We start from the raw sequence: 12,633 nt of genomic DNA, 5'->3' as shown, positions 1-12,633 counted from the left end.
ACAAGAACACGAATATTACGGTAGCGCGCAGTTATGTTGTTTCACCTCTTACGCCCCGCAATTTTCTCGCTTGATTCGGAAAAGGCTCACCGACTCGGTGTCGCCGCGCTCAAGGCGTCGCCGCTGCGTGCAAGCTCACAAACAGGGCCCGGCGCGATTGAGATCGCTGGGCTCCAATTCCCTAATCCGGTCGGAGTGGCGGCGGGCTTTGACAAGGATGCAGAGGTTCCCGATCAGCTGCTCGGCCTCGGCTTTGGCTTTACCGAAGTCGGCTCGATCACGCCGCGCCCGCAGGCTGGCAATCCCAAGCCGCGCCTGTTCCGTCTGGTCGAGGATAAGGCGGTCATCAATCGCATGGGCTTTAACAATGGCGGCGGCGCCGCGGCGCTTGCGCGGCTCGAGCGGCGCAAAGACAACCCCGGCATCGTCGGCATAAATATCGGGGCCAATAAGGACTCAGAGGACCGCATCGCCGATTATGCAGCGATGGCCAGGATGATGACGCCACTCGCCAGCTATCTGGCGGTGAATGTTTCCAGCCCCAACACACCTGGCCTGCGCGCTCTGCAAGATGAAGGCGCGCTCAGCGCATTGATCGACGCGGTGATCGAGGCGCGCGAAGAGGCGGGCGCAGACCTTCCCAAGCTGCCGCCAATTTTCCTGAAGGTCGCCCCTGACCTGATGCAGGATGATATTGATGCGATCGCTCGGATCGCTCTGGACAAGCAGCTCGGCGCGCTGATCGTCTCCAACACGACCATTGCGCGCCCAGCGCTGCGTTCACACCATGCAGGTGAGACCGGCGGGCTGTCCGGCGCACCATTGCGCGACCTGGCATTGCAGCGCGTGCGCGATTTCCGCGCAGCGACCGGCGGCGCTATCCCACTGATCGGGGTCGGCGGCATTGCCAGCGCAGAGCACGCATGGGAGCGCATCCGCGCGGGCGCCAGTCTGGTCCAGCTCTATTCCGCCATGGTCTATGAAGGCCCGGGCCTGGGCGCTCACATTGCGCGCGGGATTGAGCGGCTAATGCAGCGCGATGGTTTCACACGGCTTGAAGAGGCGGTCGGAACCGAATAGCGAAGGCGCCATGATCAAACGCCTTTCTGCAAGTCTCGCCGCCGCCGTTCTTCTCACCGGTTGCTCCGCCTACAGCTCTCAAAGCTCAGCCAGCAGCACCGCTGCACAAGCTGAGCCTGTTCGCGCTGGCGCAGTTAGCAGCGCCGATCCGCGCGCCACCGCCGCCGGCATGAAGCGATCCTGGCCAAAGGCGGCTCAGCCACCGATGCCGCGATTGCAGTGATGCTGGCGCTGACCGTAGTGGAACCGCAAAGCTCCGGCATTGGCGGGGGCGGCTTTCTGGTCCGGGCAGATGGCGCAGGCGGAGATTTGCTGACCTATGATGGCCGCGAAACCGCACCTGCTGCGGCAACGGGAACCCGTTTCCTCGATGAGAACGGCGAACGCCTGCCGCGCGAATTGCGCGTCCTCTCCGGCTTGAGCGTTGGTGTGCCGGGCAATCTGGCGCTGGCCGCCAAAGCCCATGCAGCGCACGGCAAATTGCCTTGGGCCGATTTGTTCGGGCCCGCTATCACCTTGGCTGAGGATGGCTTCCGCATGAATGTACGGCTCAACGAGTCGCTGTCTGGTCGCAACAAGGCCCGCGCTGGGCTGACTGAAGAAGCACGCGCTGTTTTCTTTGGCACGGATGGCGAACCGCTGCCAGTTGGCTCAATGGTCCGCAATGGCGAGCTAGCGGAGGCCCTCACCGATCTGGCCGATACCGGCGCAGAGGCATTGTATGACCGCAATGCAGAGGATTTGGCAAAATATATCGCCGAAAAGACCCCGCAAGATGGCAAGATGACCACGGCGGACATCACCCGCTATCAGTCCAAACTGCGCGATCCGGTGTGCGCGCCGTACCGCGAATATCAGATCTGCGGCATGGGTCCGCCATCATCAGGCGGCGTTGCCGTTGCGCAAATGCTGGGACAGCTAGAGCGCTTTGATATCGCCGCGCTTGGCCCGGAAAACCCCACATTCTGGCACCTGTTTCTGGAATCCCAACGCGTCGCCTATGCCGACCGCGAGCTCTACATTGGCGACAGCGATTTCGTGAGCGTACCGGTCAAAGGGCTAGTCGACCCCACCTATGTCGCGAGCCGCAGCGCGCTGATCAGCCCATCGTCCACTATCGCTGACCTGAAACCAGGCACGCCTCCGGGTGCCCCGCTCGCCCGCGCAGATGGGGACGAGCCGCTAGAGCAAGGCACGACCCATTTCTCCGTCGTAGATGGCGAGGGCAATGCGGTCAGCTACACCTCAACCGTCGAAGGTGCCTTCGGATCGGGCCTGTTCTTTGGTGGGTTCTACCTCAACAATGAACTGACCGATTTCAGCTCCACGCCGGTCGTCGATGGCAAGCCCGTCGCCAATGCGGTTGAGGGTGGCAAACGCCCGCGCAGCTCCATGGCGCCGACAATTGTCCTGGATCAAAAAGGCGAGATCGTTCTGGTGATCGGCGCGGCGGGCGGACCAACTATTCCGGTACAGGTCGCACGCTCCATCATCGGCGTCATCGATTTTGGACTGAGCGCGCAGGATGCGCTGGCTTTGCCGCTGATCATGTCATTTGGTGAAACCGCCGTGATTGAACAGGGCACCATGTTGGAGGATATGCAGGACGAGCTCACCGCGCTGGGTCATTCGCAAATCCGCGCCTTTGGCCCGCCGCTTAAAGCCAATGCCTTACGCCGCACGGAGGATGGCTGGGAAGTGGCCACCGACCCGCGCATCGCGCCGAAGCTGGTCTACACCCGCTAGGGCTTTCGCGCGGCTGGGGAACTCGGCTCACCGCCAGTGCATTACCTCTCCACACCCGCGAGCACCTTTGGCGCTTGCGCTAACGCTGGGCGCGCCTAATCTGCGCAAAACAAGAAAACTGGTGGGGGAGCCAAATTTCAGTGCCGCAAGACACGCATCTCAACGACATCGATAATGCGAACAATCTCGTCGAATTGTTCCTGAAACGCGCGGATGAAAAGGGCGACGCGCCATTTCTGGGCCGCAAAGCCAATGGCGAATGGACGACGCAAAGCTGGCGCGAAGTGGCAGAGCAGGTCTGCTTGCTCGCAGAGGGTCTGCGCCGGATTGGCCTGAAAGACGGGGACCGGGTGGCACTGGTATCAGAAAACCGCCCCGAATGGTGCATTTCTGACCTCGCCGTGATGGCCGCAGGCTGCATCACCGTGCCGACCTACATCACCAATACCGAGCGCGACCATTGCCACATTCTCGATAACTCCGGCGCGCGCGCGGTGATCGTCTCGACCGAAAAGCTGCTGGCACCGGTGCATGGCGCGATCCAGTCGACCGGCATTGCCGACCATGTGATTGGCATCGAAGACCTGCACCGCAAGCAAGCCAGCGGTTTTGAGTATCACAACTGGGACAGCATGATTGCAGGCGACCCGGTTGAGGCCCGAGCGGCCGTGGAAGAACGCCTAAAGGGCATCACGCGCGACACCACCGCGTGTCTGATCTACACCAGCGGCACCGGCGGCGCGCCGCGCGGGGTGAAGCAGCATCACGGCGCGATCCTGTGCAATGCGGGCGGCGCGGCTGAAATCCTGATTGATGACTTTGGCATTTCCGACGAACGCTTTTTGTCGTTCCTACCGCTCAGCCACGCCTATGAGCACACCGGCGGACAATATCTGCCGATCTCGGTCGGGGCAGAGATCTATTATTCTGAAGGCCTGGAGAAACTCGCCAGCAATATCGAGGAAGTGCGCCCGACCATCATGGTCGTCGTCCCGCGCCTGTTCGAAGTGCTGCGCAGCCGGATCCTCAAGCAGGTGCAAAAGCAGGGCAAGCTTGCCAATTACCTGATGGACCGCGCGCTCACGATTAGCGAGAAGGCCGCCGAGCGCGGGAACAAGCGCAAGCGCGATAAGCCCATGGACTTCATCGTCGAGCGCACTTTGCGCCCGAAAATCCGCGATAAATTTGGCGGCCGGATCAAGGCGATGGTGTCTGGCGGAGCGCCGCTAAACCCCGACGTTGGCACGTTCTTTGAGGCGATGGGCCTCACCATGCTGCAAGGCTATGGCCAGACCGAAAGCGGCCCGGTGATCAGCTGCAACCGCCCGGCGACCGGCCTGAAGATGGATACCGTTGGCCCGCCGATGCGCGGGGTGGAGATCAAGATCGCTGATGATGGCGAGATCCTGTGCCGCGGCGAGCTGGTGATGCATGGATATTGGCAGAATGACGCCGAAACCGCGCGCACGCTGATGAAAGATCCAGGTGATCCCGATGGTGCGCCGTGGCTGCACACTGGCGATATTGGCCATCTGGATGAAGCGGGCCGGATCGTGATCACCGACCGTAAGAAGGACATGATCGTCAACGACAAGGGCGACAATGTTGCCCCGCAAAAGATCGAAGGCATGCTGACCCTGCAACCGGAAATCGCGCAAGCGATGGTGAGCGGTGACAAGCGGCCTTATGTCGTCGGCCTGATTGTGCCGGATGCGGAATGGGCAGTGGAATGGGCGCGCAACAATGACGAAAAGTTCGACATGGCCGCCCTGCAAGACCTGCCCGCCTTCAAGACCGCCGTTCGCGCAGCCGTTGACCGGGTGAACAAGGATTTGTCCGTGATCGAGAAGGTGCGCCAGTTCACCTTCGCCGACGAAGCGTTCTCAATCGAGAACGAGGAAATGACACCCAGCATGAAAATCCGGCGTCATAAGATCCGCGATCGCTATCAGGATAAGATCAACGGGCTTTATCGGGGGTGACCAGAGGCGCCGGTTTGAAGCTGAGCAAATGACCACAGAGTCAGATCTTCGACGGATTTGCCGGGCCATTGTTGAGTCCGACGAGACATTAACGCACTTCAAGTTCGAGAATTGCCAGAGCCTTGCCGGGCCAATCGATGCACTGACACCTTTCTGTTTTCTCAGCGCGAGGAAATCAGGAGATGAGTACAGGATTGACTATGACATGGGGGTGGCTTCTCTCGGAAGCGATGAAAAGACGCTTTGGGGGTTAGAGAGAGCGATCGAAGCAAACCGTTGGCTCTGGAAGCATAATGTCTATTCGACTGCTTTTTTCTCGGACAGTTTTACCGATGGGAAGCTACCGAAAGACAGTTTGAAATCGCGGATCGTTAGCTTTCTACGGCAGCATTCCAAGTCTGAGCATGAAGCCTCCCAGTTCCTTAAGGAGGGAGGGACCTCGTTCCTAAACGATTGCCGTCGCCTGAAAGCATCCGAGCTTGAAGAGTTTCTTCAGAAAACTATCGTCCGCAACTAATCAGAATTCATCGACGCGCTCACTCAAACCAATTCAGCTTCCTCGACATATTCCGGATAGAAGCTCGGGGTTTCATCGGACCATGCCGGAGCCGTTGCTGCCGCTTCACTAAGCGACTGCAGCAGGACCTTGCGACGTTCCGGCTGAATTTGCGGCAGAGCGCTGGCTGCGCAGAAGGCTGCGGGCAGAAACGGGCGCGCTTCTGCGCCGAGCAAGCGCTCATAGAGAAAGCGAAACGCGGAAAAGCTGGTGATCGCATCGGCTTGCAGATCGAAGGTCGCCATGCGGATGAGCTTGCCGATAAAGACTTCGGTATCGGCCATGCCGTGCTGGGCAGGGATCAGAGCGCGCAGCGACTTGAGATCCTGATAGGCGACATATTGGCGGCGGATCGCAGCGTTTTCACGCGCATCACGGGCCCACAGTTTAAAGGCGTCCTTGCGGCTCAAACCAATGTCGAGGCTGCACTTGATATAACGCTGCTCAGCGGCGCTAAAGCCTGCAAACTCGCGCATTTCGCCGATTGCCATTGATGTACTGCCCACGGTCGCCATGAAAGTCTCCTCTGCGTTGAAGACGGTCATCGCGGAACTTGGTTAATAGGTAGTAACCTGTAGGCATTTTTTTGCGCTTCAGACGCCAGCGTTCGCATCCGCTCGCTTGGCTATCCTCGCTCATACGACCTGAAGGTCGCATCGCTGCGGGCGGCCGGTCGGCCTTGCGATTCACTAGCGTGAACCGTGCTCCGCGACCAAGCCAATCAGTTAGTACATTAGAGTCCTAGCCACCCGCGCCCTCCACCCTTCCACCCGGAGCCTACCGGAAACTATCCGGGTGGAAGGGTGGAGGGCGCGGGTGGCTATGGCACGCTAAACCAAACCGGCGGTTCCTAAATCAACCCAGCCAAAGGCGAGCTGGGATCGGCATATTTGCGCCGTCCCATGCGGTAAGCCAGATAGGCCTCGCGCCCCGCCTCCACCGCCAGTTTCATTGCGCGGGCCATGCGGATCGGATCTTTCGCCTCAGCAATTGCAGTGTTCATCAGCACCCCGTCACAGCCGAGCTCCATCGCCACCGCCGCATCAGACGCCGTGCCAACCCCGGCATCGACCAGCACTGGCACACTAGCGCCTTCAACGATCAGGCGGATCGTCACCTGGTTTTGAATGCCGAGGCCAGAGCCAATTGGCGCGCCGAGTGGCATGATCGCCACCGCGCCCGCTTCTTCCAATTGCTTGGCCGCAATCGGATCATCGACGCAGTAAACCATCGGGTGAAAGCCCTCTTTGGCCAGCACTTCGGTGGCTTTCAGAGTCTCGCGCATATCCGGGTAGAGCGTGCGCGCTTCGCCCAGCACCTCAAGTTTGACCAGATCCCAACCGCCCGCCTCGCGCGCCAGGCGCAGCGTGCGGATCGCATCATCCGCGGTGAAGCAGCCCGCAGTGTTGGGGAGATAGGTGGTGACCTTCGGATCGATAAAGTCAGTCAGCATTGGCGCTTTGGGATCACTCACATTGACCCGGCGCACCGCTACAGTGACGATTTCCGCGCCGCTCGCCTGCAAGGCATCGGCATTCTGCTGAAAGTCTTTGTACTTGCCCGTTCCAACAATCAGGCGCGAATTGAAGGTCCGGCCCGCCACGCTCCAGCTGTCATCGCCAGAGCTGTTTTGCTCACCGCCGCCGACGAAATGGACAATTTCCAATGTGTCCCCATCGGCCAATGGCGCCTGCTCAAGGGTTGAGCGAGGCACAATCTTACCATTGCGCTCCACTGCCACTTTTTCAGGCAAGAGCTCCAATTCGCGCACCAGGGTGGCGATTGTGTCGGCGCTAGTCTGGCGGGTGTCACCATTGAGGGTGATGCTTTTTTGTGCAGTCATGCGCGCCGAGATAATGGCATAGCCGCGCGGCGCAAGCATAAGCGCAAACTGGATCGTTGAGGATGCAGTTGACGAACGTGAATTTACAGAGAAAGCAGCGTATTAATGCGCCACTGCTCAATTAGTGAGCATGCCGCAAGTTGAGCACATGGCCGCAAGTCACGAGCGCAACGCCGATAATCGTCAGCACAGCCTCTTGAATGCCATGCGGCACAGCCAGGGCGCCGCCCATGAAAGTGAGCCCAGTCATCGCGATCACAAACGGTGCGGCCTGACGGTGCTTAAGCGCGCCCCAACCAATCGCCACAGCCGCCACAATCAGCGCAATGACCAGGCCATAACGGTGGAGGTCCGGCGAGAAAAAGAACTGCCCGCCCGCGCCCAGACTCGACACAATCAGGATCGTCGCGACGCAATGCAGCGCGCACAGGCCCGAGAGCCAGATGCCGACCCGGTCAAACCGGCCGCGAATCGAGGTGTTGGTGTCGCTCATGACGTTGATCGGCTATGTATGTAACATTATACCATTCCGCAAGGGGTGCTGGAGCGAGCGATCCAATTTCTTCGTAAAACCGCCGCAGTTCGCCGCCGGATCCAGCGGCCCTACCCTAATTGCAGCGCGCGCAAGGTCATTTGCGATCTACAGGCTTGCACTTCGCCGCCTCGCGGGACAGTTAGGCGCTCGAAATGGCATCCTCGCTTCACCCTGCATCATCCTCGCTGGCATCCAGCACTGTGCTCGGCCGCCCACTAGCGCTTGTGCGCTGGCTAATGGTGGTAGCCGCGATGGTGGTGATCATTGTGATGGTGGGCGGGATTACGCGCCTAACAGAGAGCGGCCTTTCGATTACGCAATGGGATTTGGTGTCTGGCGTTTTGCCACCGCTGAGCGAAGAGGCTTGGCAGGCTGAGTTCGATCTGTACCGCCAAACGGGGGAATACCGCTTTGAGAGCGGCCCGGCTAAGCATGGATTTGGAGGCGTTCAAATTCATCTATTTCTGGGAGTGGTTCCACCGCAATCTTGGCCGATTGATTGGGCTGGCGTTTGCGCTTCCGCTCGCATGGTATTGGATCAAAGGGGCAATCCCCACTGGATATAAGAGCCGCCTGTTCGCGCTGCTTTCCTTGATTGGTTTTCAAGGGGCGCTGGGGTGGTACATGGTATCGTCTGGCGTGGGCACAGACCTGACCGATGTCAGCCATTTCCGCCTTTCCGCCCATTTGCTCACCGCCTTCTTCCTGCTGAGCGGGCTAGTTTGGACGGCGCTCGATCTGAGAGCATTGGCGCGCGATCCGCAGGCAAAGCTGGCTCCGCTGACCGGCCCAGCGATGATTGTTGCAGGTATTTTGTTTGTGCAATTGCTGCTCGGCGCATGGGTTGCGGGGCTCAATGCTGGACATGCGGCCTATGATTGGCCGCTGATGAATGGGAAGCTGATCCCGGAGGTCAATTTCTCGCAAGGCGTGCTCTGGACGCTGACCCATGACCCATTTCTGCTGCATTGGCTGCACCGTTGGTGGGCCTGGATCGCGGTTGCGGCGCTCGTTTGGATTGCGCGGCGCGTGCGCAAGACGCACCGGATGGCATCTGTCGCCGTGCACAGCGCATTCGGCGTCATGGTGCTGCTCGGGATTGCCACTGTGCTGAGCGAAGTTTCGCTATGGATCGCGGTCGCGCACCAGCTGACCGGTGCTTTGCTGGTCGCCAGCCTCGCCTGGGCTATGCACAGCGACGGGCAAAATTCACTGGCAAGCACGCGGGCATAGCTCACGAAATTGCGCTACACTGGGCCAATGACTGATCTAGCGACCGAAACAAACCCAGCCTGCTCAACCTCGCTCATCTGGTGCCCCTTTCCGGATCGGGAAGCCGCCCGTAGCGCAGCAAACATATTGCTAAAAGAAGAACTTATTGGCTGCGCAAATATGATCGGCGGGGTCGAATCTATCTTCAAATGGGAAGATAAAGTCGAGACCAGCACTGAAGTGGCAGTGTTGCTAAAGACACGCAGCGGCTTGCTCAAACACGCTATTGATCGCCTAGGTGTATTGCATCCCTACGATAGTCCAGCAATACTTGGCTGGAACTGTGACGCGGCCCACGAAACAACGGAAACATGGCTGGCCGCGCTGCAGCCGCGATAGGAAGAGTTTGGGGTAAGGGGTCATGACTAAATTCACTCGCAGAGCCGCTATCGGCTCGGCGCTTGGAGCATTTGTGGTGGGGGCGTCCGCGTTTAGTGTGCCAGCTATGGCGGCAGGCCGCCTGACGATCCCAGAAAACTCTATGCGGCTTATGCGGCAGATCGAACGAGAGCTGCGCGATGGCCGAATGCTGACTGTGACCCGCGAATGGCAAGTGGATTTTGCAGCCCAAGGGCGCGGCATTGTGATCAATGGCGAGCAGGTCTTCGCGAAAGTCGACGCGCCTGAGCAGCTCGCCCGGCTTGCCGCGATTGAGGAAGCGCGCTCAACCGACAGTATGTTTCCCATTATGCTTGGCGAGGGCGGGGAAATCCTCGCAGCTGACATCTCGACCAAGCAGGAAGACCTGGCTGCCGCGATCAGAGAAGCGGAGGCTATGATCAAGCTGAACAGCAGCTCTGCCACGCAGCGAGCGCAGCGCATGGCGTATCTGGCGCAATTGCAGCAGGCAGGCGGAACCTTGCTTGAGCAGATGCCGCGCGATCTGTTCTATCCCAGCGAAGAGAAGGTTCATTCGATAAAGCCGGTCAACCTGCCCGACGGGTCGCGCGGGGAGTTTGAATTCAGCTTTTTGGCGCGCTGCGCACCGGGCGAGCGTTGGCTTGCCCATGCCGAGCGGCAGATAATCACCCGGATTGGCGATGATGAGCGCCGCTCTAGCGAGACCTGGGCTTTGAACGCTTAGCGTCCGGACAAGCCCTTCTCAGCTGACGCAAAGCTATTGCGGTATTATTTTACCTCCCTTGAAACGCCCGGTTTTGCTTGACTTTGAGCCGCCTTAACGACAAATCGCGCTTCATATCGATAGGGATGCGCTGCAAGGTGCACCTTTCGATTCGCAGCCGCGGCCCAAACGCCCGGCTGTTTTGATTTTTCAGGCCTCTTTTCTTCCGAATGGCGGCCTTAGGTTTAAGGAAAAGCCCATGAAGGCGCTCAGCAAGCAGACCCGGTCGATCAAACCGGCCGAGGTCGATAAGAAATGGCATATTATTGATGGCGAAGGACTGGTTGTTGGTCGTGTTGCTTCTCTCATCGCCAATATCCTGCGCGGCAAGCACAAGCCGAGCTACACCCCGCACGTTGACTGCGGTGATCACGTGATCGTCATCAATGCCGACAAGGTGAAATTCACCGGCAACAAGATGGCCAACAAGATTTATTACAAGCACACCGGCCACCCTGGCGGCATTAAAGAAACGACCCCGAACAAGATTTTGGAAGGTCGCTTTCCAGAGCGCGTGCTTGAAAAAGCTGTCGAGCGTATGATCCCGCGTGGTCCATTGGGCCGTGCGCAAATGCGTGCGCTGCACCTCTACAACGGCACCGAGCACCCACATGATGGGCAAAACCCAGCTGTGCTCGACGTGGCATCCCTGAACCGCAAGAATAAGGTCTCTGCATAATGGCCGACGAAAAGAACACCGAAACCGAAACCGCGCCAGAAGCTGCGACTGAAACGCCAGCAACTGAAACCGCGGCGGAAACCGTGTCTGATCTTGCAGATCTTAAAGACATCGCTGGTGATGCACCTGCAGCGGATGCTGCGGAAATCGCTCAGAATCCGGCTGCGCCTCTGCGTGAGCAAGAGCTCGACCAATACGGCCGCGCTTATGCCACTGGTCGCCGTAAGGATGCGGTTGCCCGCGTTTGGCTGAAGCCAGGCACAGGCAAGGTCACGATCAATGGCCGCGAGCAGGAAGTGTATTTTGCACGTCCGACCCTGCGTCTGATCATTAACCAGCCGTTTTCGATCACGGAACGTGAAGGCCAGTATGACATCGTTGCTACCGTTCGCGGCGGCGGCCTGTCCGGCCAAGCTGGTGCGGTGAAGCACGGCATCAGTCAGGCTTTGACGAAATATGAGCCTGCGCTGCGCTCTACGGTGAAGGCCGCTGGCTTCCTCACTCGCGATAGCCGTGTGGTTGAGCGTAAGAAGTATGGCCGCGCGAAAGCCCGCCGGAGCTTCCAGTTCTCGAAACGCTAATCGCGTTCACTGCGAACCAAATACGAAAAGGGCGGCTCTCCGATGGGAAGGCCGCCCTTTTTCTTTGTGCTGCGTAAAGGTGGGTCAGGCCGCGATCTTGTCCAACCGCCGCCAATCCGCATTCATCTATTCTGGTTGCAGCAGTGTCATCGCCCAGGCCAGACCAGTTCCAGCTAGGAACAGCGGCCAAGACCACAGAACGGCATAGTCGCCCATGCGCATATTGTGGATCGCCAAGAAGCCTCCACTCGACCCTTGAGAGCCAATCACCAGCGCCACAACATATGTTAGCACGCCGCCCAAAATCATCGCTTTGATAGCATTCATGACCAACACTCCTCAGCCAAATCACATACGATCCATAGTGCCGCAAATCTGCGGTTCGGCGAGGGATTAGCGAGATATGCCTAACATCTGGTTTCCAAACCACTCATTGGAAAAATGCAGCAATGCGCTGAATTAGGCCGGTGGCGGGTCACCAACGACGCGCAATTCCACCGCAATTGATCCGCCCGGCTTGCATTCGAGCACCTGATAGCATGGGGGTGCCCCATGGCGCAGGCGGGTCGAGAGCGTGCCAATGCCGATCATCCGCATGGAATGGCCACTACGAGAACGCACCTCGTCAAATGGCGTGTGCACATGCCCCGATATCACGGCATCTGCGCCTGCTGATGCAAGCGCTGCGAAGGCCTCATCGCCGCCGATCGTCGGATTCCCGCCCGCATCCTCTGGCCCGAGCAGGGGGTGGTGGCACATCACAATCTTTGTACGCCGATCACCTTTCAACTGTTCGAGCTGCGCCACAGTGCGGGCCAAGGGCGGCTTGCGCACAAATCCGTCCGACCAGGGAAAACGCGGCTGCGCGCGCACTGTCGAGACCAGCGGAACGAGTACAACGTCGTCCGATTCAATTTCCGCGCCAGCCTGATCATTCAGCGCGCGGTAGCGGCGATAGGGATCAGTGAAGCGCTCCCACAAATTGTAATAGGGCATGTCGTGATTGCCGGCCTGCAACACTGTCGGTACGCCAAGCGAACGAAACCACTTCGCCGCATCAGCATATTCGCTGTGCTTGGCCCGCTGGGTCAGATCGCCTGTGCAAACCACCGCATCGGGGCGCTCTTGTTCTATCGCGTCGGCCACTGCGCTAAGCGCAGCGCGGTCCTCAACGCCAAAGTGCACATCGCTGATATGAAAGAGCCGCGTCGCCATGGTCCAAAGTGACAAGCGGGA

Annotated in this window: 14 protein-coding genes and 1 pseudogene; 10 read left to right on the top strand and 5 right to left on the bottom strand. The window is 59.1% G+C overall.

The window, feature by feature from the left end:
- Window positions 1-33: 33 nt before the first annotated feature.
- From AC0V6U_RS14280 to AC0V6U_RS14260, 5 genes are all read left to right on the top strand, one after another.
- Complete coding sequence (locus tag AC0V6U_RS14280) at window positions 34-1,080, top strand: quinone-dependent dihydroorotate dehydrogenase (RefSeq protein WP_472643801.1); 1,047 nt, start codon at window positions 34-36, stop codon at window positions 1,078-1,080.
- 10 nt (window positions 1,081-1,090) lie between these two features.
- Window positions 1,091-1,303 carry a hypothetical protein gene (locus tag AC0V6U_RS14275; protein ID WP_472643800.1) on the top strand — a complete coding sequence of 71 codons (213 nt, stop codon included), beginning with the start codon at window positions 1,091-1,093 and terminating at the stop codon, window positions 1,301-1,303.
- Window positions 1,303-2,826: a gamma-glutamyltransferase family protein gene (locus tag AC0V6U_RS14270; RefSeq protein WP_472645781.1), complete on the top strand. Its 1,524-nt coding sequence runs from the start codon at window positions 1,303-1,305 to the stop codon at window positions 2,824-2,826. Before AC0V6U_RS14275 ends, AC0V6U_RS14270 begins: the two co-directional genes overlap by 1 nt.
- Before the next feature lie 140 nt (window positions 2,827-2,966).
- Window positions 2,967-4,808, top strand: a complete 1,842-nt coding sequence (locus tag AC0V6U_RS14265) for an AMP-dependent synthetase/ligase (protein ID WP_472643799.1) — start codon at window positions 2,967-2,969, stop codon at window positions 4,806-4,808.
- A 28-nt stretch (window positions 4,809-4,836) separates the two neighbouring features.
- Window positions 4,837-5,325, top strand: coding sequence for a hypothetical protein (locus AC0V6U_RS14260; protein ID WP_472643798.1), 489 nt, complete (start codon window positions 4,837-4,839; stop codon window positions 5,323-5,325).
- Between the two features lie 23 nt (window positions 5,326-5,348).
- On the opposite strand, the gene AC0V6U_RS14255 is transcribed toward AC0V6U_RS14260, so the two are convergent.
- From AC0V6U_RS14255 to AC0V6U_RS14245, 3 genes are all read right to left on the bottom strand, one after another.
- Complete coding sequence (locus tag AC0V6U_RS14255; protein ID WP_472645780.1) at window positions 5,349-5,879, bottom strand: hypothetical protein; 531 nt, start codon at window positions 5,877-5,879, stop codon at window positions 5,349-5,351.
- 335 nt (window positions 5,880-6,214) lie between these two features.
- The gene (gene thiS, locus AC0V6U_RS14250; protein WP_472643797.1) at window positions 6,215-7,207 is read right to left on the bottom strand and encodes a sulfur carrier protein ThiS; all 993 of its coding nucleotides are present in this window, start codon (window positions 7,205-7,207) and stop codon (window positions 6,215-6,217) included.
- A 121-nt stretch (window positions 7,208-7,328) separates the two neighbouring features.
- Window positions 7,329-7,700, bottom strand: a complete 372-nt coding sequence (locus AC0V6U_RS14245; protein WP_472643796.1) for a MerC domain-containing protein — start codon at window positions 7,698-7,700, stop codon at window positions 7,329-7,331.
- A gap of 194 nt (window positions 7,701-7,894) precedes the next feature.
- Here AC0V6U_RS14245 and AC0V6U_RS14240 point away from each other — a divergent pair.
- The 5 genes and pseudogenes from AC0V6U_RS14240 to rpsI all read left to right on the top strand — a co-directional run bounded on the left by AC0V6U_RS14240 (window position 7,895) and on the right by rpsI (window position 11,397).
- Window positions 7,895-8,975, top strand: a pseudogene (locus AC0V6U_RS14240) (COX15/CtaA family protein).
- A gap of 27 nt (window positions 8,976-9,002) precedes the next feature.
- Complete coding sequence (gene cutA / locus AC0V6U_RS14235; RefSeq protein ID WP_472643795.1) at window positions 9,003-9,353, top strand: divalent-cation tolerance protein CutA; 351 nt, start codon at window positions 9,003-9,005, stop codon at window positions 9,351-9,353.
- Window positions 9,354-9,375: 22 nt separating this feature from the next.
- On the top strand, window positions 9,376-10,098 hold the full coding sequence (locus tag AC0V6U_RS14230; RefSeq protein WP_472643794.1) for a hypothetical protein: 723 nt from the start codon (window positions 9,376-9,378) through the stop codon (window positions 10,096-10,098).
- A 238-nt stretch (window positions 10,099-10,336) separates the two neighbouring features.
- Window positions 10,337-10,816, top strand: a complete 480-nt coding sequence (gene rplM / locus AC0V6U_RS14225) for a 50S ribosomal protein L13 (protein ID WP_472643793.1) — start codon at window positions 10,337-10,339, stop codon at window positions 10,814-10,816.
- Window positions 10,816-11,397: a 30S ribosomal protein S9 gene (gene rpsI / locus AC0V6U_RS14220; RefSeq protein ID WP_472643792.1), complete on the top strand. Its 582-nt coding sequence runs from the start codon at window positions 10,816-10,818 to the stop codon at window positions 11,395-11,397. The genes rplM and rpsI overlap by 1 nt, the downstream gene beginning before the upstream one ends.
- 126 nt (window positions 11,398-11,523) lie before the next feature.
- Here rpsI and AC0V6U_RS14215 read toward each other — a convergent pair whose 3' ends face one another.
- Both AC0V6U_RS14215 and AC0V6U_RS14210 read right to left on the bottom strand, forming a co-directional pair.
- Window positions 11,524-11,724, bottom strand: coding sequence for a hypothetical protein (locus AC0V6U_RS14215; protein WP_472643791.1), 201 nt, complete (start codon window positions 11,722-11,724; stop codon window positions 11,524-11,526).
- A 132-nt stretch (window positions 11,725-11,856) separates the two neighbouring features.
- The gene (locus AC0V6U_RS14210; protein WP_472643790.1) at window positions 11,857-12,612 is read right to left on the bottom strand and encodes a metallophosphoesterase family protein; all 756 of its coding nucleotides are present in this window, start codon (window positions 12,610-12,612) and stop codon (window positions 11,857-11,859) included.
- Window positions 12,613-12,633 lie beyond the last annotated feature (21 nt).

Source organism: Erythrobacter sp. W36, from assembly GCF_057364935.1.
Note: the sequence above shows the minus strand (reverse complement) of the source record. Positions and strands in the feature narration are given on the sequence as shown.